At 49.2% G+C, this 18356-nt stretch carries 13 protein-coding genes; 7 read left to right on the forward strand and 6 right to left on the reverse strand.

What is annotated here, in order from left to right:
• Nucleotides 1-49: 49 nt before the first annotated feature.
• Nucleotides 50-1516 (reverse strand): DUF952 domain-containing protein, encoded by a 1467-nt coding sequence (locus BM202_RS06270; protein WP_093824109.1) that lies wholly within the window; start codon nt 1514-1516, stop codon nt 50-52.
• A 462-nt stretch (nt 1517-1978) separates the two neighbouring features.
• Here BM202_RS06270 and BM202_RS06275 point away from each other — a divergent pair, with 462 nt between their 5' ends.
• Entirely contained in the window at nt 1979-2920 is a 942-nt protein-coding gene (locus BM202_RS06275; RefSeq protein WP_245776544.1) for a helix-turn-helix transcriptional regulator, read from the forward strand.
• An 8-nt stretch (nt 2921-2928) separates the two neighbouring features.
• Here BM202_RS06275 and BM202_RS06280 read toward each other — a convergent pair whose 3' ends face one another.
• Nucleotides 2929-3426 (reverse strand): cupin domain-containing protein, encoded by a 498-nt coding sequence (locus BM202_RS06280; protein ID WP_093824113.1) that lies wholly within the window; start codon nt 3424-3426, stop codon nt 2929-2931.
• A 258-nt stretch (nt 3427-3684) separates the two neighbouring features.
• On the opposite strand from BM202_RS06280, the gene BM202_RS06285 reads away from it, so the two are divergent.
• The 3 genes from BM202_RS06285 to BM202_RS06295 all read left to right on the forward strand — a co-directional run bounded on the left by BM202_RS06285 (nt 3685) and on the right by BM202_RS06295 (nt 8137).
• On the forward strand, nt 3685-4770 hold the full coding sequence (locus BM202_RS06285; protein WP_093824115.1) for an alkene reductase: 1086 nt from the start codon (nt 3685-3687) through the stop codon (nt 4768-4770).
• A gap of 64 nt (nt 4771-4834) precedes the next feature.
• Nucleotides 4835-5776: an NAD(P)-dependent alcohol dehydrogenase gene (locus BM202_RS06290; RefSeq protein ID WP_093825145.1), complete on the forward strand. Its 942-nt coding sequence runs from the start codon at nt 4835-4837 to the stop codon at nt 5774-5776.
• Between the two features lie 474 nt (nt 5777-6250).
• Nucleotides 6251-8137, forward strand: coding sequence for a CocE/NonD family hydrolase (locus BM202_RS06295; RefSeq protein ID WP_245776545.1), 1887 nt, complete (start codon nt 6251-6253; stop codon nt 8135-8137).
• A gap of 63 nt (nt 8138-8200) precedes the next feature.
• Here BM202_RS06295 and BM202_RS06300 read toward each other — a convergent pair whose 3' ends face one another.
• Nucleotides 8201-8461, reverse strand: a complete 261-nt coding sequence (locus BM202_RS06300) for a hypothetical protein (RefSeq protein WP_093824119.1) — start codon at nt 8459-8461, stop codon at nt 8201-8203.
• 246 nt (nt 8462-8707) lie between these two features.
• On the opposite strand from BM202_RS06300, the gene bla reads away from it, so the two are divergent.
• Together bla and BM202_RS06310 are read left to right on the forward strand one after the other, a co-directional pair.
• The gene (gene bla / locus BM202_RS06305; RefSeq protein ID WP_093824121.1) at nt 8708-9457 is read left to right on the forward strand and encodes a subclass B1 metallo-beta-lactamase; all 750 of its coding nucleotides are present in this window, start codon (nt 8708-8710) and stop codon (nt 9455-9457) included.
• A 70-nt stretch (nt 9458-9527) separates the two neighbouring features.
• Nucleotides 9528-10457 carry a nucleoside hydrolase gene (locus tag BM202_RS06310; protein ID WP_093824123.1) on the forward strand — a complete coding sequence of 310 codons (930 nt, stop codon included), beginning with the start codon at nt 9528-9530 and terminating at the stop codon, nt 10455-10457.
• A gap of 81 nt (nt 10458-10538) precedes the next feature.
• Here BM202_RS06310 and BM202_RS06315 read toward each other — a convergent pair whose 3' ends face one another.
• The 3 genes from BM202_RS06315 to BM202_RS06325 form a co-directional block, all read right to left on the reverse strand.
• Nucleotides 10539-11525, reverse strand: coding sequence for a GlxA family transcriptional regulator (locus BM202_RS06315; protein ID WP_093824125.1), 987 nt, complete (start codon nt 11523-11525; stop codon nt 10539-10541).
• Between the two features lie 368 nt (nt 11526-11893).
• Complete coding sequence (locus BM202_RS06320; protein WP_093824127.1) at nt 11894-14779, reverse strand: M14 family zinc carboxypeptidase; 2886 nt, start codon at nt 14777-14779, stop codon at nt 11894-11896.
• A 48-nt stretch (nt 14780-14827) separates the two neighbouring features.
• Nucleotides 14828-16951 (reverse strand): S9 family peptidase, encoded by a 2124-nt coding sequence (locus BM202_RS06325; protein ID WP_093824129.1) that lies wholly within the window; start codon nt 16949-16951, stop codon nt 14828-14830.
• Between the two features lie 378 nt (nt 16952-17329).
• On the opposite strand from BM202_RS06325, the gene BM202_RS06330 reads away from it, so the two are divergent.
• Nucleotides 17330-18208 carry a hypothetical protein gene (locus tag BM202_RS06330; RefSeq protein WP_143100642.1) on the forward strand — a complete coding sequence of 293 codons (879 nt, stop codon included), beginning with the start codon at nt 17330-17332 and terminating at the stop codon, nt 18206-18208.
• Nucleotides 18209-18356: the final 148 nt, after the last annotated feature.

The raw sequence follows: 18356 nt of genomic DNA on the forward strand, positions 1-18356 counted from the left end.
AAAGACCCAATACGTAGCAAGACGGTTGTAACAAGCAATCCACGTTTGTTTAAAGATTTTTGCTGGTTTCCCAGGAGCAGGTTTCCAGAAACATTCGGCCCTCAAGTGTTCTGGTGGTGGAACCTTCAGAAATTGAGAGGGTGGCGGGTCCGCCCACGGTTCCCCAGACCTGATTTGGGTCGGGGGAGGGATAACAAACCAGGGTTTTCGACGTAGCAGGAGGGAGCTTCAGTCGAAATGTGAGGTTCTCGTGCCGAAACGATATCTCGCCACCGGTCAACAACTTGGTGTGATCGGGGCTGGAAAACGTTCGATTTTGCAGCGTATACTGCCTGGCCAGCATGTGAAAGCCAGCCCGTATAATCTGGTCGCCCTGCTGAAGGTAAATATAGCTGCCCGGACTGCCGAAAATATTCCACCCGTCTCCGCTGAAATGATACCAGGTCCAGCTACCGCCCTGCCGGTCGGGTGTGTCGTCCAGCCGTCCCTGTTCGTGGTAAGCCTGCCCTTTGATGTTGGTTTTATAATCCCCCCAGGCCAGCGACCCCGATACGTTGCTATGGGGAATCTGGGAGACGTAGCTAAAGCTGGGGCTACCTAGGCGCGCACCACTCATCAGGCTCACCAGAATACCCGGCATAACGCCCGTTGGGAAAGCAGCAAATGGCGGTTTCGTAGGGGTAATGTCAAAAACGCCCGCTATCTCCGGGAAATTTACCTTGATGGCATACGTTCTGTGTTTACCGGAACCGCTGGCCTGAATAAGAAATCGGGATGGGACTTCCAGCCGGTCTGCCGAAGTCCTGATGTCTGCTTGAGGAATTTCGGTTAAAAATCGTTTTACAAGACCATCCCTGGTCTTCAGAGCCATAGTGAATACCGACTTTTTCTGGCCCGATCCGGGTTTACTCCACCAGTCCTGAGGGATAAACCCCACCACGACTGAGCTGCCATCGCTGAGGAAAAAGTCAAAATACCACCACTGTAACTGAACTTTAGGCTGGGTGAAGTTTTTTGTCTGGAGTTTATGCAATCGGTCGGTCTTCTGCCAATCCTGGTAATACAGGAATTGGTTTATGGTGGATTTGGGAATGCTCCACGCCACCATTCGTTTGAGAAAAGGGTCAGCAGGCAGTGTAAAACAGCCATCTCTTTTTGGTGGGAAGGCATAGACCTTCCGAACGTACTTTGTTGCGAGTGAACCGTAATAATGCGGGCAGGAACCCTCGCAGCCTACTACGTTTTCCCACTTCAATAGTGGATCGCTGTCGGAAATTTCGATTTTAAGTAAGAGCAGATCAGCCTGACCCAAAAACAACGTATTGGCGGTTGGAATCACCTGCTCTGGTGTTGAAAGCTGAATATATCCCCTTTCTGAAAGAGACAATGGGCAAAAACTGGCCTTGTCCGCTCGGGAAAGCCAATCTGATTTCTTGACGATATAGAAAAACGTTTCCGAAGCTAAAGCAGTACCGGCGTTTAGTAGGGCAAACAGAACTAAAAATAGCTTACTCATAAACGTCTGACTCTAGTGGAACAGGCTCGGCCAGCCGGTCATCTCTACGGTGATGGGTTATCTCCATAAAATACGGAAAATACAGCGTTAGCGATTTAGTAAAGAATCAGATACGTAGCGCGAATTGTTTCGTGATGGATATTGTCCGTCTGCGTCTATTATCGGGCCATACATAGGGTGATGCCCCCGGCTTGCTGACGAGTCTAAGAACAGATAGCCGCAGGCTTACATTTTGACGTACTGGATCGCAGGTTTCGATGCGATTCCAACACACTACTTGTTTTGCCGGTAGAGGGGAATGCCAAACGATATATAGACAAATGCTTGGCTGATCAAAGCGTAACAATTTTCAAATCCGAACCTGAAATTATACATTACGAATGTGCGATATTGCTAAACGTTGGCACATAAGGCTCTATCGTTATGCTATTCAGCTTTACCTCTACACCCGATTTTGACTTTATGACTTACTTTGCCCGTCATATACAGGCAACGGTACAGAACGGCCTGCTGGTGATGCCAGAGCATGTTGGACAGGGTTACATTCGCAAGTTAGTATTCGAGCCGGACTTCAAGATCACCATACATCGTTACTCTCTCAAGGAAGATCTTATCATCAAACGCAATGCATCCGGCCAGAGGAATGACCTGATCACTGTCTTTTTTTACAACAACGAGCAGGCGCTTGAGATCGCTTACAATGATGACACCCAGGTCCTGTTTTCGCAGCGCGATGAGTCGGCTATCCAGGTTACTTCCAACGATCTCAGCTCAACTATTCGTTTTCCCGCCTATCAAACTATTCATTATGTAGTTGTCGCTATAAAGCCGCTCCGTTTAACTGAATTGTTGGCTGTCAGTGAGCCTAATTCGGTACTCCAGACCATCACCGGCAGCGGTAATTCCTTTCTTTTCTTCGAACGCATGGGAGCCGAAACCAAGCTGTTGCTTAAAAACATGGCCGCCGTGGACATGAATGATCGCTTGAGCCACTTCTACATGCAGATCAAGGTGCAGGAGCTACTTTATCTGGTTTTCCATAAATTGTCTTTCCGCGAAAGCGCTGCTCATCAAACGATCAACAGCGCCGACGTGGAAAGACTCTTGTACATACGGAATGAGATCATCAGCGACCTGAGTGTGCCGCCAGTAATCCGTGAGCTGGCACAGGTGGCAGCCATGAGTGAAACCAAACTAAGACAGCTTTTCAAGCAAACGTTTGGCACCACAATCTACAATTATTACCAGCAAGCCAGAATGGAAGAAGCCGCCTTCCTGTTGAAACAGGGCAAGCACTCCGTTGGCGAGGTGGGCTATGAGCTGGGATTTTCCAACCTGAGCCACTTCAGCCGACTATTTGAAAAGCATTATGGCCTGAACCCGAAGCGGTACTCGTATTCCTAACGCGCTGTCTACCCCAGATAATCGGGTGGGAATACTTTCTGACCATGCTTTTCGGCTATGGCCTGTAGTTTTTTCACGGCGGCTTCGTCCAGCGGTGGCGGAGGAAGAAACTGGCCGGAAGCAACCGGCTGGCCAATCTCTTCGAACAGCGTTTCCAAACCGGCAGGTACCACGGTGCAAAGCAAATGGGCCGTTTGCTGGGTCTTATTTGTAAAGGCGTGCACCACCCCCCCTTTAGGAATGGTAATAAATGATCCTTTACCCGCTACATAGTCGCCAAACTCGGATTTGACTTCTATTTCGCCTTCGATCACGTAAAAGGATTCCTCAAAATCTGCATGGGCATGCGGCCCAGGTCCACCGCCGGGCGGGATTAGCATGTCAATCGTGGAGAAGGCTCCTGCTGTGTCTTTTCCACTGATCAGGATTCGGTAGGTGTCACCCACAACGGAAATGCTTTTTCCCTCTTCGGCCCCCACGGTGAACGGTTTTTTGTGATTTTCCATACCAGTTGATTTAAATACGCCACAAATCTCGGAAAGCTCCAGATTAGAAAATATTCCGATAGGACTGATTTATAGTCCTATCAGACAAACTGGATCATGCGGCTCATCAGCCTGTATAATCATACGATAACAATACCCGCCGGGTAGATATCTGGATTGACGGGTCTCGTCGGATTCGACTGTTTTTCTGGCTCTTTGCGCTATTTACAGTTCGTTTGAAGGCTCAACTTTGCTGTGCAGAAACTAAAACACACGGCAATGAGAAAATTAGTAATGCCTTTTACAAAAGGCTCACTACGGTTAAAAAACCATGTTGTAATGGCCCCGATGACGCGCAGCCGGGCACTGAACAATCTACCCAATGAATTAATGGCTACCTATTACAGACAACGTTCCGGCGCTGGCCTGATCGTTACTGAAGGTACCTCACCTAGCCCGGAAGGATTAGGCTATCCGCGCATTCCGGGCATTTTTTCCGAAGCACAGGTTGATGGCTGGAAAGCGGTAACGAAGGGCGTACATGAGGCCGGTTCCAGGATATTCCTACAGTTGATGCATACTGGCCGGATTGCCCATATCGCTAATTTACCGGAAGGCTATCAGCCAGTAGGACTCTCTGATCGTAAAGCAGCCGGAGAAATCTTTACCGACACCGCCGGTTTGCAGGAACATTCCGTGCCGGTAGCCCTGGATGCGGAAGGCATAGTCAATGTGATCAACAACTTTGTAAAAGCTGCCATAAACGCTGTCAGAACTGGTTTTGACGGTGTGGAACTTCACGGTGCCAACGGGTATCTGTTGGAACAATCGTTAAATCCCCATGTCAATACCCGTACGGACAACTATGGCGGAAGTATTGAAAACCGCAGCCGCTTAACCCTGGAGATCGCCGAAAAGATAGCCAGTGCCATCGGTCGGGAGAAAGTTGGTCTGCGTATATCGCCGTACTCTACGCTAAGTGATATGCCGGCGTACGACGAGGCAGACGTACACCAGACCTACGCTTACCTGAGTGGTGAATTGAACCGCCTGGGCATTGCATACATCCACATTTCCGACAATCCTTCGATACCACAAAAAACGCATCAGTCAATCCGCAGCGCCTTTTCCAATACGCTTATTTACTGCAATGGACTAACCGCCCAAACAGCCGAAGCAAAATTACAGGCCGGATCGGCCGATCTGGTGGCCTTTGCCAGAAGCTTTCTGTCAAACCCCGACTTCATGCGGAGGATAGAAAAAAACGCCCCCCTGAATGAGGTGGATTACAGGACTTTATACACCCCCGGTGCGCAGGGGTACACCGATTATCCTGTACTGGATGAATTGGCACAACTCGTATAACCTATAAGGCCCGGCACCTTTTTGGATGACCGGGCTTCTTGTTCAACTTAACAAGTCAACCAACATGAGAAAAGTAATTTATAGGCAATTTGGCGACGAAAGCGTGCTGGAGGTAACCGAGCAAGCGGTGCCAGGTATTGAGAAAGATCAACTGCTGATTCGGGTAAAAGCGGTTTCGATTAACCCCCTGGACTGGAAGGTGTACGGGGGAGAAATGAAATTGATGTCAGGATCTACATTTCCCAAATCGGTGGGTATCGACTTCTCCGGCATTGTCGAACAAACTGGCAGCGCCGTAACACGCTTTACCGCTGGTGATGCGGTCATTGGGGTGCTGGACGTATTTAAAGGCGGAGCCCTGGCCGATTTCCTTGTCGTTAAAGAGTCTGATATTGCCCCAAAACCTGCCAATATTTCGTTTGAGAAGGCCGCAGCCCTACCCGTAACCGGACTGTCAGCCATTCAGATCATTGATCAGCTGGCCGCCGTCAGCGCTAACCAGGAGGTGTTGATCAACGGGGCTACCGGTGGGATTGGTGTGTTTGCCGTGCAGATTGCCAAAAAACGCGGTGCCCGGGTAACGGCGGTTGTCAGTACCAAAGGCGTTGCCGAAGCAGCAAAATGGGGCGCAGATACCGTAATCGACTACACAAAGCAGGATATTAAGCTTCTTAATCGACGGTTCGACGCGGTTATTGATTTATCGACCACGCTTTCCTTTAACCAGGCAAAAATCCTGATGAAACCAAAGGCCGTCTTTGTCACTACGCTTCCATCCCCGTTGACGCTCATTTACTCGTTCGTTAACAATCTTATTTCAGGGCAAAAACTCAAGGTCCTGATCGTGAAACCGACCATTGAAGGGCTCAATACGTTGACGAATCTAGCTGAAGCTGGCCTGCAGATCGTGCTGGATAAAACGTATTCCTTCACTAACGTCAGGGACGCATACCGGGAAGCCCGTCGGGGTAAACTAATCGGAAAATCGGTGATTGTTCTTGATTGATGGCAGACTCAGCAATTGACTATTTGCCCAATACAAGGGCATGAAAAATGGCTAATCAGTAAGTAACTCCTTACCTGGATGAGGTGAGGATTTTTTCCGTGGTATCTTACCTGGGGCTAATTGACTCTATAAATTTGTACTGGTAGAAGGTTTTTTTAGCAACCATCGGGGGAATGAAAATCTTCCAGTTTACCAAGGGGGCAACAGCGCAGAGCCTGTAGGAAAGGCAATTTTCAAGATTCATTTAGCGTACCGTCATGTACGCAACTATATTGTTTTTACAACTGATTGTGTATCTGAGGATGCTCTCAGGGTATAGATAACCCGATTTCCTGCCGACGCAGCCCTGTTGAGCTTCTGACGGAACAGGATCATGCATGTCGAATAGGCTACTAATTAAAATTGGTACCTACCAGCGTTGACCAGTTCAATTAGACGCTATTTTGCACCACAAACCAACTTCATTCAATCTCATTGAAAACGCTACTAGCTTTTCTGTTACTGCCAGCCATAGTCCTTGCCCAGGCGACGCCATCGGCCAATCCATATCCATACACGCCCGCGCAGGATTCGGTTTATGTGGCTGAGACGTATCAGAAGTCTGAATTTATGGTGCCCATGCGCGATGGCACGAAGCTCTTTACGCAGGTATATGCGCCTAAAGATCAGGTAACGAAGCATCCGATTATCATGCAGCGGACGCCCTACAGTTGTCAGCCTTATGGACTGGATCGCTTTCGTCGGCGGGTAGGGCCGAATGCGTTCATGCTACGTGATAATTACATTGTTGTGTATCAGGATGTTCGCGGACGTTGGGCGTCGGAGGGGAAGTTTGTGGAAATGACCCCGCATGTGGACGTTAAAAAAGGAAACGCCGATCATGACGAAGCTTCCGATACGTATGATACCATTGACTGGCTGCTGAAAAACATACCTGGTCACAATGGAAACGTAGGGCAGTGGGGCATCAGCTATCCCGGTTTCTTTACATCGGCGGGGTCGGTGTCGGGACATCCGGCCCTGAAAGCGTCATCACCACAAGCGCCGATGGCTGATCTCTGGCGCGACGATGCGTTTCATAATGGAGCCTTCCAGATTGCAGCTAACTTTGGGTTCTATACGTCGTTTCAGGAGCAGAAAGGGCCAACGAAGCAGCGCCCGCCCCTTTTATTTAACATCGACGATCCGGATGGTTACCATTTTTACCTGAACATGGGGCCAACGGCCAATTCGGAAAATAACTATTACAAGGGTCGGAATGTGTATTACCACGAAAATTTCGAGCATCCCGACTACGACGAACACTGGAAAAAACGTAATATTTTACCGCATTTAAAAGGCCTCAAACACGCAGTGATGGTGGTTGGTGGCTGGTACGACGAGCAGGATCTGTATGGTACGTTCAATACGTATAAAGCTATTGAAAAACAGAATCCGGGTATTCAAAACATCTTTGTGGTAGGTCCCTGGGTACATGGCGGCTGGGCGGGTCCGTCGGGGCAAATCCTGGCCGATCAGAATTTTGGCTCGAAGACGTCGCCCTATTATCAGGAGAACATCGAAGCTAAATTTTTTAAGCATTACCTGTTCAATGAAACAACACCGCTAGCGCTGCCCGAAGCTACGTTGTTCGAGACCGGCACCAACCGCTGGCGCAGTTTCGATACGTATCCGCCGAAAGGAACGGCGCAAAAACAGTTATATTTGCAGGGAAATGGTAAACTCGGTTTCTCCCCATCCACAACCGGAACCACCTTCTCCGAATTCCCGTCGGACCCTGCACACCCGGTTCCGTTTTCCAGTAAAATCAATGATGGTTTTTCGGCTGATTATATGGTCGAAGATCAGCGGTTTGCGTCGTCCCGCCCCGACGTGTTGACCTTTCAAACCGACGTACTCACCGACGATTTAACACTGGCCGGGCCGATTCTGGCTCAACTGACCGTATCAACGACCGGCACCGACGCCGACTGGATGGTGAAAGTGATCGACGTATATCCGCCCGATATGCCCCAGAATCATCAAAACGGCGATGTCGTTTATGGAGACTATCAACAGTTGATACGTAGTGAAATCATTCGGGGACGTTATCGGAACAATGTTAGCAAACCCGAAGCTTTTAAACCGAATCAGCCAACCCAGGTGGCTGTGGAGTTGCAGGACGTACTACACACGTTTAAAAAAGGACACCGGCTGATGGTGCAGGTTCAAAGCTCTTGCTTCCCGCTGGCTGACCGTAATCCGCAAACATTCGTCCCCGTCTTTTTCGCCAAAGAAGCTGATTATCAGAAAGCCACGCATCGGGTGTATCATGGCAAATCGGGTGCAAGTTTCCTGAAAGTTGGGGTGCTGAATCCGTAGTATCCTGGCGACTTCTCTGCTGAGCGTAATCAGAGACTACGCTCAGCAGAGAAGTCATGATAGCTATGATGCCGTATACAATCCACCGCCTACCAGACCATTATCTACCCGATTACTTCCGTAAAGCTTGATGCTTTTAATAAGTCCATTGCCGATATAGTCGCTGGGTTGAGCATACTCGTCTGTACTTGCACCCGAAGTGCTAGTACCAGCACGTTGTCCGCTTTTATTTTTGAAGTATTTATAGATGCCAAAACCAGCACCGGCAAGTAGGGTGGCGGCTCCTAACGCAATACCCAGTGAAGTTGTCGTTTTCTTGTCCATGATTATGAATGGGTTGTTTACAGAGAAAACCTGTGGTAGACCAAATAGTTTTCGGCAGCTATTCAGATTTATTAAATAGGCGCTGGCCTGTTTTGTAGCTTGTTAAACCCTGTTTTGGCTTGTTTTGCCACTTTTTTACTAGTCATAACCAAGCATTATGAAGGAAACTAAACCGCTCGATAAGCCTTGCGCAATAAGTTATCAACGTGCCTGTTTTAGTGTAAAATTGCCAATTTCCTCCGACCTATGCGTAGTCTGATTGCACTCTTTCTTGCTTTTTTCTCTCACCATGTCGTACAAGCTCAGCCGCCCATAAGGCCTAAATTAACCGTTACCCCCCTCAACGAGCAGGTGTATGTCCACACTACGTATGGTATGTATGGCAAGACGCCATTTCCATCCAATGGGCTGATCATTAAAACGAAAGACGGCGTGGTGCTGGTTGATACCGGCTGGGATACCGATACCAACACCGATAATACCCGGGACTTACTTCAATGGGTTTCCAGTAACCTGCACCAACCTGTCCGACTTTGTATTGTTACGCATGCTCACGAAGATCGTGTGGGTGGAATCAGTGAACTCCACAAGTCAGGGATTCGGGTTGTCAGTACGCCATTGACCGCCCGGAAATCGGTCAAGCTGGGCTTTGAATCGCCCGAAGGTATTTTGCCCGCCGATACTACGTTTAAAATCGGCCGGGAGCCCATTCGCTGTTATTTCCCCGGCGAGGGGCACACCAGCGATAACATTGTCGTGTGGTTGCCGAACCAGAAAATCCTGTATGGTGGCTGTCTGGTAAAAAGTGTCGTTGCCTTTGGCATGGGGAACCTGGCTGATGCCAACGTAAACGCCTGGGCTGGTTCCATGCGGAAGGTGCTGAGTCAATTTGAAACCGCCCGAGTTGTGGTACCCGGTCATCAGGATTGGGGTGATACCAAGGCGCTGGCGCATACCTTGCAGATGGTGGAAAAATGCATGGCTTCCCAAAAATGATAACCTCAGCCAAGCGTGAACGGGGCAACACAATACTACGTTGCCCGAACTTCATTTAACGAATAATATCATGCCCAAACTTATTTTAATGGATCACGACGGAGCTATTGACGATTTGCTATCGCAATTGCTTGTCCTGACAATGCCCGATACTGAACTGATCGGCATCACCGTAACGCCCGCCGATTGTTACATCGAGCCAGCCCTGGAATCGACCTATAAGTTACTTCAATTAATGGGGAAAGAATCGGTTCCGTTGGGTAGGGGAGACTACTACGGCATTAATGCGTTCCCGAACGAGTGGCGGGCACGACCGGAGATTATAAACGCCTTACCAATGTTGATCAATCTCCCGAAATCGCCTGATCCGTACACGTACCTGAGCGCGCCCGATCTGATTATCGACAGGCTGAGTTCGGCTACAGAAACGGTAACGATTTTGATGACGGGTCCTTGCTCCAATCTGGTGTTGGCCCTAGAGGAAGTCCCGGAGCTGAAAGACAAAATTAAAGAGATTGTCTGGATGGCGGGCGCATTTCGCGTGCATGGAAATGTCCAGACCTTTCAACACGACGGCACGGCCGAATGGAATGTGTTCTGGGACCCGATCAGTTCCCAAAAGCTGGTTTCGTATGAATTGCCGTTAACGCTGATTCCGCTGGACGTAACGAATCATGTGCCCGTTACCCGGAAATTTCTGTCAACCTTAGCGACGCAAATCGACTACAAGTTGTCGAATTTAACGGGCCAGTTGTGGGCATTGACGCTCGATACCATTCCGAGCTATCATTACACCTACTTTATGTGGGATATTCTGGCGACCAGCTATCTGGCGCTACCTGAGAAGTTCACCACCGAGATTGTGAAAGCAAACGTCAGCACGCGCCCGCCCAACGCCGGACAGACGTATCTGGATGATAACGGCTATACGGTGAAAATAGCCACCGATGTCAATCCAGCCCATTTTTACGAATATATCCTGACGCATTTTAAGCGGTAATGAATGTAAGTCAGGAAGCTCCTTTCTAGCCTGTATTTATATAGACGAAAATAAGCTTCCTGATTAGTAGTCATTGTTGTGTCAGGCTTCTAAAACCATCGTTTCTTTATTGTACTTATTTCTATAATCGATGGGTGATAATCCGGTAATTTTTTTAAATGTCGTTCTGAACGCTTTGTTGTCGGAATAGCCGACATCATACATAATTTCGTTGACGGTTTTTCGATTCGTTTCAAAGCTTTTTTTCGCTACTTCAATTTTTACGCGCTGTATATATTCTGTAACGGTATTGGCGGTCGCTTTTTTAAATCTCCGTTCTAAACTTCGGCGACTTAGCGCTAAAATATCTGATAATTGATCAATCGTTATTTTTTCCTGGAAATTAGTCTCAATAAACTCCTGTGCTTTTTTAATTGGCTCATCTTCATGTTCTTTCTGCCCCTGGAAAATAGTAAAGGATGATTGGCTGTCCCGCTCTATTTCGATCGCGAATACTTTGGCTGAAAGAATCGCTATATCGCGACCGGCGTACTTCTCAATAAGGTACAGGATCAGGTTGAGGTAGGAGAAAGCGCCCCCGCTCGAATAGATGCCGTGCTCATCGGTAATGATTTTCTCCGTCACCAGGTCGACGTCCGGAAACAATTGTCTGAACTCATTGGCGGCCATCCAGTGCGTAGCACATTTTTTTCCTTTTAACAAGCCCGTGGAGGCCAGAATAAAGGCACCTAAGCAAAGGCTGGCTACTTCTGCGCCCCGTTGATGCTGTTTTGTTATCCAGGGGAGGAGATCACTGTTGTTTTCAATAGCGCTTTTCAACTCGCCATCAACGGCCGGGATAATAATCAGATCGGTTTTTTTTACATCGTCCAGTAGCACATCCGCGTGAACCGTGAATGAGCCGCCACTTAGGGGGATTTCTTTCGAACTACCTACCAGTTGCACCGTAAACAAAGGGGACTCGCCCCTGGCCATAACGAACTGATTTACCTGAGTAAGCAACTGGCGTGAGCCTTCCAGACTGCCTAAAATAGCCCCTTTAGGAACAAGGATCGATATATGTTTCATAGGGTAAAAATAGGTAAAATCTATGTCGTAACCAATACTCAATTTGACGCGTTGGTAGCCTGTTTTCAGCTGATGAAATTCGTTGAAATAAAGAACTGGATAGTGGCGAGGTTAACAAATAATCCAGACAGAATTAATTTAATTTAGTGTGTTAAGTTTAATGATTTTTGCCAGTAAAATCGCAGAATATAATTGAAAAAAATGTTTAGTTTGTAATCTATAAGTAGCTATTTAAATTGATTTTTCTAGTATTGGTTGCTAGGGGGTTTAATTTGAACGAAAGAGGTTTGATATGTTCTCTACCAGGGAAAAACAAAGGGGTTACAAATTAATGTAGCCCCTTTGTGACGTATTAAAAAACGCGTTTTCTACTCATCTGATTTCGTTGCCGGGGTTGCTTTTGCTTCAGCCGTATTGGCTGGGCTGGCCGGTGTGTCCAGGTGATTCCAGTTAATCAATACGTTCCAGAGTAGGGGCGCATCATGATGGTTCAGGTAACGGTGCAATGGGTCGAAGGTGAACGCAATGACCCGTCCAGTGCCGACCGGTACGTTAAAAATACCGCCGTGGCCAATAATCGTCTGTTCGTTGCGAACCATGCCAGATACGACGTATGGATCTTCCTTTTTAGGCGTCGCGGGTTTCGCAGGTTCCTTTGCGATCTTTTTGTCGGGCATACCCATAATCAAACCTTTATATTCCTCCTCGTCCTTGAGTGGTTTCGTGCCGTACTGCATCAGCATCATGTCGCGGTTGTACCGTTTCGTTTGCAGCAGGGGCGCAATACCGCGGAAAATCGAGAAGGTTTCCGGGAAGCCGTACATAACCGGGCTGTCTGGTTTCCGGTTTTTTACCTGCACAATCGACCCCGGGTGGAACAGCGTTGGCGCACTCACCTGATCCAGATCGCGGGCAATGCCCGTCTCGGCAATCATCAGCGATGAATTATCTAACGTAACGAGTACACCACCCGCTTCAACAAACTTTTTCAGGTTGTCGACTCCCTCAAAACCTGGTCCGCCGGTGATGTCGGCAGTAGCATCGGGGAAGCCATGCGACGGAAATTCAGGCGTTTTGGTGTAGGGGATTGGCCCGTATTTCGAATCGAGTTCGTGAATAAAGTTCGTCGCCGATCCGCGCATCCGGGGAATGAGAATCACGTCGAATTTCTTCCGGAGATCGCCCGCTTTCAACTGGTCTTTATTGATGGACGTATACGGAATACCGCGTTGCTCGAACGTGTACCGCGCCCAGCCTTCGTCCTGCGTATTGAACCAACTGTGGTAAATCGCCACGCGAGGCAGGCTAACTTCATGCTGACGCAACGTAGTACCAAGTCCTGTTGGCTCGGCCTTCGTGGCCAGCAGATCAAGGCCAAACTGGGTCGATAGCTTTTTCGCCTGATCGGTCGTTAAGCCTTTGAAAACGACGGCTCCGGCCGTTAGTGTGTCTTTAATCCCGGCAAAGGTTGTTTTGGTATCCAGCACAAATGCTTTCGCTGTTTTGCCCTGCGTTTTCATCCACAGAAGTGCGGGCATCAAAGTGCTCTGCGCTTTGTAGTTCAGTACGTAGTTCGTGCCGTCGCCATCGAGAATACCAGTGTACTTTACGTCCTCGCCAACCATTTTCAGTTCGCTTGGCGCATATGTAAGGCTGTCCTGCGCTTTTACGTCCACGCCATACAAATAGCCCAATGTCCAGGCAATGTCATCGTAAGGCGGAAACTTCGCTTCTTTCGGATAGTTCTGTTTGGTCAGCAGCGATACAGCCAGATTGCGATACGGCTGATTCAATAGCACGACGTAATCGCCCTTGTTTTTACCCGATTCCGCCTTGTGTACTTCAATAGCCTGCGCCCGAAGCTGATTGACCAGGTAAGCCGCCATTGTCGGGTCACGCTGATCTTTGGAAATGACAAACGCCCGTGGTTTTTCCTCTGTGCCTTTTCGAATGTTGTTCAGCCCTTTCTGATAGAAATTCTTCAGCAGCATTCGGCTGTTCGTTGCGCCGTAGGACAGAGAAGCCAGTACACCAGCTTCCATGTAGTTGATGCCATTCCGGTAAGACCAGAGTACTTTTTCGGTGGCCGGATCGGGCCGGTACCACTCCTTGGACGTAACGGCATCGCCCGCATATTTCTGCTCGGCCAAATCGCGGAGGTACGTATTGGCACCTGCGTTTCCGAACGTTTCGTAGAAGCGGCCAACGGCATTGTGATTGTTGGAAATCCAGAGGGCATACCCCGGATACCAGCCATCGTAGAACGCCCAGGTAAATACGCCGGGTAATCCCTGTGCCGCCAGCGCGCCCATATCGTGGTTCCCCATCGTCTGCCATTCGCCAATGGTGATCGGGTCGATAGTTTCGTTGTAAGGGCCAGTTCCGGTCGAAATATAGAGCAGCGGCACCGACTCGTGAAGGTCCAGACTGGCCGTTGGATGCCAGTCGTAGAATATTTTAAACATGGCTTTGGTGATGGCCTGTGACACCTGCAAACCGTCGCGGTTGTTGTCATGATAGACGTATTTCCCCCAGTACGGTGGTGATTTTGGGAAGCCGTCATCAAAGTCTTTACGGGATTTCGTAAAGCGGAAATACCAGTCTACCTGCTTGTCCCAGCCATCGGGTTCCGACACGGGATTGATCAGGACGATAATGTTATCCCGAATTGTTTTAATCTCGGGCGTTTGGCTGGTAATCAGGCGATACGCTAACTCCATCAGCATTTCGGGTGATCCCATTTCCGGTGAATGAAGTCCCCCGTTCAGGTAATACACCAGCTTGGTATCGCCCAGAATTTTCTCAATATCCTGCGTACCCATTTTGCGGGGATCGGCCAGCAGCGCCAGTTGCTTTTTGTAGTGATCGAGCCGTTTCATGGCATCCTCGCTCCCAATGGCGATCAACTGAATCGGGCGGCCTTCTTCGGTGGTGCTCACCTGCTCCATGCTGATGTTCGGCGAGGTTTCCGTCAGCTTTTTGTAATAAGCGTAAATCTCGGGTGTGCGATGCAGAATGCCGGGCGTCCCGATAATTTGTCCAAAATGCTTCCGTGGCGAAGGGACTTTCGGGTCGTCGGGCAGGTTCAGGACCGAAGCTGGCAGGAAACGTTTGTCGGTCGTGTACTCCTTGATTTTCTCATTATACGTCTCGTCGATCGACTGCGCCCGGAGTGATACACTAGCGAGCGTAAGTCCGGCCAGTGTAAAGGAACGTAGCTGGCCGAGTCGATGCCTGCTGATAAAGGTTTTCATGATTGCAGCGTTGGTTTATTAGTAAAGGTTCTTTGGTATACCGAAAATTTATTGCTTGGGCTTCATAAACTGCCGCTTGAAATAATCGGCGGTGGCGGCACTCATTTTGATCGCATTGCTATGTTTCATCCAATGGTGCGTATCATCGACGATCACGAGCGTTTCCATGGGTACGCCCTGCTTGTCAAGGCGTCGGACCAGATCGGTGCTCTGATTGAATCGTACGTTACGGTCTTCGTCTCCGTGAATGATGAGCACGGGCGATGTCCAGGTGCTGATTGACGAAACCGGCGACGATTCCCACACCACTTTAGCCGCTTTGTCGGCATCGGGAATTTTCTCATAGCGGTCGGTCTGGCTGATGCCGTTGCGTTGCTGACTCCAGTCATGTACGCCATGAATGTCGACGCCAGCTGCAAACAGTTTGGAATCACGGGCGAGGGCCAGTGCAGTCAGGTAGCCGCCGTATGAACCACCGTAAATACCAATTTTTGACGCATCGACCTGTGGTTGTTCCGATAACCAAACGGCTCCAGCACGAACATCCTGATATTCAGAAGCGCCCGTAGCTCCGCCATTGGCGGGTTGGTGAAAATCGAATCCGTAGCCAATACCCAGTCGATAATTTATAGACAAAACGACAAACCCCTGGCTAGCCAGGTATTGATTGAGGGCGTATGAGTTAGCGTAGTAATCGGAGTAATTCCAGCCCAGCAGCATCTGGCGGGGTGGCCCGCCGTGTACATAAATGAGAGCCGGTTTTTTGGACGGGCCACCTGCTGGTTCAAACAACTGACCATGAACCGTCATGCCATCGGGCGCCTTGAAAATGACCTGTTTGGGTGTGACCAGTTGATTGGCTGGGAAGTTCGCCGGCACCAGATTCTGGCCCAGCACTTTGGGCGTTCCTTTCGTAAATGCCATCACGGTGGGCAGCGGTGGCCGTTGGGCGGTGGCACTGATCATGGCAACCGTTGCACCATCTCCCGTAACGACGGGCGTCCATTCGAGACCCGTTCCTGGGACGAGTACTTCCATTTGAGCCTTGTCTACGGGTACCCGAACCGCGTGCCGACGGTCGATGTCCAGTTTGTCGGGGCCGGTGTTTCCGCTGAATAACAGCCATTTGCGGTCGTGGCTTAACGTAATGTGCTCGGCCATGAACGAGCCAGGCGTTAACAGCAGGGGTATACCACCCGACGAGGCAATCGAGTAGAGGTGCGGCCAGCCATCCTGATACGACAGGAAAACGATACGTTCGTTGGCCGCCCAGTGCAGATTGAATCCACCATGTGTGGAAGGTTCCGAACCCGCCAGCGTTTTTGGGGCCGTCCAGATGGGCGACGCCGTTCCTGAAGCGACATCGGCGGTCCAGATCGACCAGGGGCGGTGTCTGCGAGTCAGAAGGGAGTCTGGAGCGCCACCAGTGCCGGGCGTACGAACAAACACCAGTCGTTTGCCATCCGGCGACCAGCGTGGCGATTCATCATGCCCAAAGGACGGCGCAATCCAGTTGATAGGCGTTGTTTCGTTCGTAAAGACACCCACAAATGCGTGATCTTTCCGATCGCAGACAAACGCCAGTTTTGCCCCATCCGGCGACCATTCGATGGAACTGTTCGTACCGCGTGCGTTGAACATCGCTTTAGCCGCCGAAGAACCGTCGGTTGGCGATATCCAGACCTGTCCGCCTTTGATGAATGCAATCCGGTCGCTCCTGGGCGAGATAACGGGCATGTCCCCTTCGGCGATGGCTTTGGGCTCACCCCCCGCAAACGGAACACTCCAGACCTGTACTTTGGGTGGTACGGGCGACGAGGTTACGTTGACGGGCAATTCATCGTCCCAGTTGGAGCCATGGTCACCACCCCGTACATAGACGACCCAATTTCCATCGGCAGAGATTGATAAGCTGGTGATTTCCTGTCCGTCGTCGTTGGTGTAATTTGTGAGTTTACGGGGCGCGAAATCAGGGCCCTCTGCTACGTAAACATTGCGTTTACCCTGCTCGTTAAATGCCCAGGCGATTCGTGAGCCCTTCGCTGAACTGGTTAATTCATTGGGAAAAGGGTAGCTTTTGACCGATTCGAGTGAGAAGGTTTGGCCCGGCGATGGGCTGGATTGAAGGAACAAAAAGCCTGTTAACAGGCACAATAGAGGAATCGTTTTCATGAGTAATGCAGGAAGAATTGAACGTTATACATAACGAGCTCAAGTGCGGAACTCAAATAAGCTAATAATTTTCTATTATGCTCGTTTGGGGAAATAAAATTCTAAAGATCACCAATATAATACTATGATCTGCCAAGAAATAGCAGGTGTTTTACTTGTTGCAGCAGAGTGGTAGTCAGGGGGTAATTGAGCCCCTGGATTTCCTGAAATTATGAAACTGAATCCTAATTTTTACCGTATATCATGGAAAGGTAACAACGATTATGCGATTGTCCAGTAAAACAGATTACGTTACTGGACTTGGTCAATTAAGGGTAAACTAGTATACTTACAGATTAATAAGCTGAATACGTGATCATACAACACTATTACGATCAAATGAACGACTATATATTGAGCAGGGATGGGCTAATGAATCGGGTTGTTGCGACGCTTTGCTTCTGTGCTCTTTTGACAAACTGGACAGGAAGTTCAGCCCAACCAGCACTAGGCATCCCGTCGCAGCGAGTCGCTCGTCTGGAAATTTTTTATCCAGAGTTTTCGCCCTATCCTGCCAGTCGGAAAGCGCTGGACGTAGTAACGGTTGATGGGAAAGAAACCCAGTTTGTGGCCAAAGATACCCGGCTATTTCAGTATGACGGTCAGCAACGCTTGATCAGCTATAAATTAAAGCAGATCGCTCAGACCGACGAGGGTCAGGAGTATGGCGGTGATACGCTCAGAAACAGGTACTCATATAACAATGGACGCATGACGGAGGTCGAAGGTGGGACGCAACGAACTTATGAGTATCCGCTCGACGACACCCAGCATCGGGTGCTGACGCATACCAAAACGGGTTATTCATACATCAATGTCGATACGTTACGAAAATATTCGACCGAGGGCATTCTGACAGAAATAACCACCCAGGGTTCACGGCAGGTGATTACTGTTGCTGAGGGTAATGTCACTAAAATTGAGCAGTATAACGTAGCGTCAGGCAAGCTGGAAAAGGTTACGAACTTTGATTATGATAATGCCCATTACGCCCCGCCGGCTCAGGTTACATTTCTGGGAGAAGCCAGCCGCAATGCCCTCAACAAACAGACAATTCTTGATTACTCGTTTGCCGAGGGTGTGCGGACATATACCTTTTCATACCGAAACCAGTATGATAATCAGGGGCGTATGAACCAGCAACTTGAATACACTGAAGACCCAACGTTAAATCAGGGCAAGGCTTTTGTGTCGCAGTTGAGAAAGTATTATTACTGAGCAGCATACATAACGTAGTCATGGAAATCGCTTAGCTGAACAGAAACAGGAAGCGATTCAGCTACCCCTATCAGCCAGTGTGTTCAGTCTGGTTGATAGGGGTAATTTTTTGCCGGTAACTATTGGGTTTACGGCCTGGATCGTTTGC

It is taken from the genome of Spirosoma endophyticum, from assembly GCF_900112365.1.
GTDB classification, from domain to species: Bacteria; Bacteroidota; Bacteroidia; order Cytophagales; family Spirosomataceae; genus Spirosoma; species Spirosoma endophyticum.

What these genes read in the sequence shown, in the direction of transcription:
- BM202_RS06270 (WP_093824109.1), bottom strand. Translation starts at nt 1,516, where the DNA reads ATGAGTAAGCTATTTTTAGTTCTGTTTGCCCTACTAAACGCCGGTACT.
- BM202_RS06275 (WP_245776544.1), top strand. Translation starts at nt 1,979, where the DNA reads ATGACTTACTTTGCCCGTCATATACAGGCAACGGTACAGAACGGCCTG.
- BM202_RS06280 (WP_093824113.1), bottom strand. Translation starts at nt 3,426, where the DNA reads ATGGAAAATCACAAAAAACCGTTCACCGTGGGGGCCGAAGAGGGAAAA.
- BM202_RS06285 (WP_093824115.1), top strand. Translation starts at nt 3,685, where the DNA reads ATGAGAAAATTAGTAATGCCTTTTACAAAAGGCTCACTACGGTTAAAA.
- BM202_RS06290 (WP_093825145.1), top strand. Translation starts at nt 4,835, where the DNA reads ATGAGAAAAGTAATTTATAGGCAATTTGGCGACGAAAGCGTGCTGGAG.
- BM202_RS06300 (WP_093824119.1), bottom strand. Translation starts at nt 8,461, where the DNA reads ATGGACAAGAAAACGACAACTTCACTGGGTATTGCGTTAGGAGCCGCC.
- bla (WP_093824121.1), top strand. Translation starts at nt 8,708, where the DNA reads ATGCGTAGTCTGATTGCACTCTTTCTTGCTTTTTTCTCTCACCATGTC.
- BM202_RS06310 (WP_093824123.1), top strand. Translation starts at nt 9,528, where the DNA reads ATGCCCAAACTTATTTTAATGGATCACGACGGAGCTATTGACGATTTG.
- BM202_RS06315 (WP_093824125.1), bottom strand. Translation starts at nt 11,525, where the DNA reads ATGAAACATATATCGATCCTTGTTCCTAAAGGGGCTATTTTAGGCAGT.
- BM202_RS06320 (WP_093824127.1), bottom strand. Translation starts at nt 14,779, where the DNA reads ATGAAAACCTTTATCAGCAGGCATCGACTCGGCCAGCTACGTTCCTTT.
- BM202_RS06325 (WP_093824129.1), bottom strand. Translation starts at nt 16,951, where the DNA reads ATGAAAACGATTCCTCTATTGTGCCTGTTAACAGGCTTTTTGTTCCTT.
- BM202_RS06330 (WP_143100642.1), top strand. Translation starts at nt 17,330, where the DNA reads ATGAACGACTATATATTGAGCAGGGATGGGCTAATGAATCGGGTTGTT.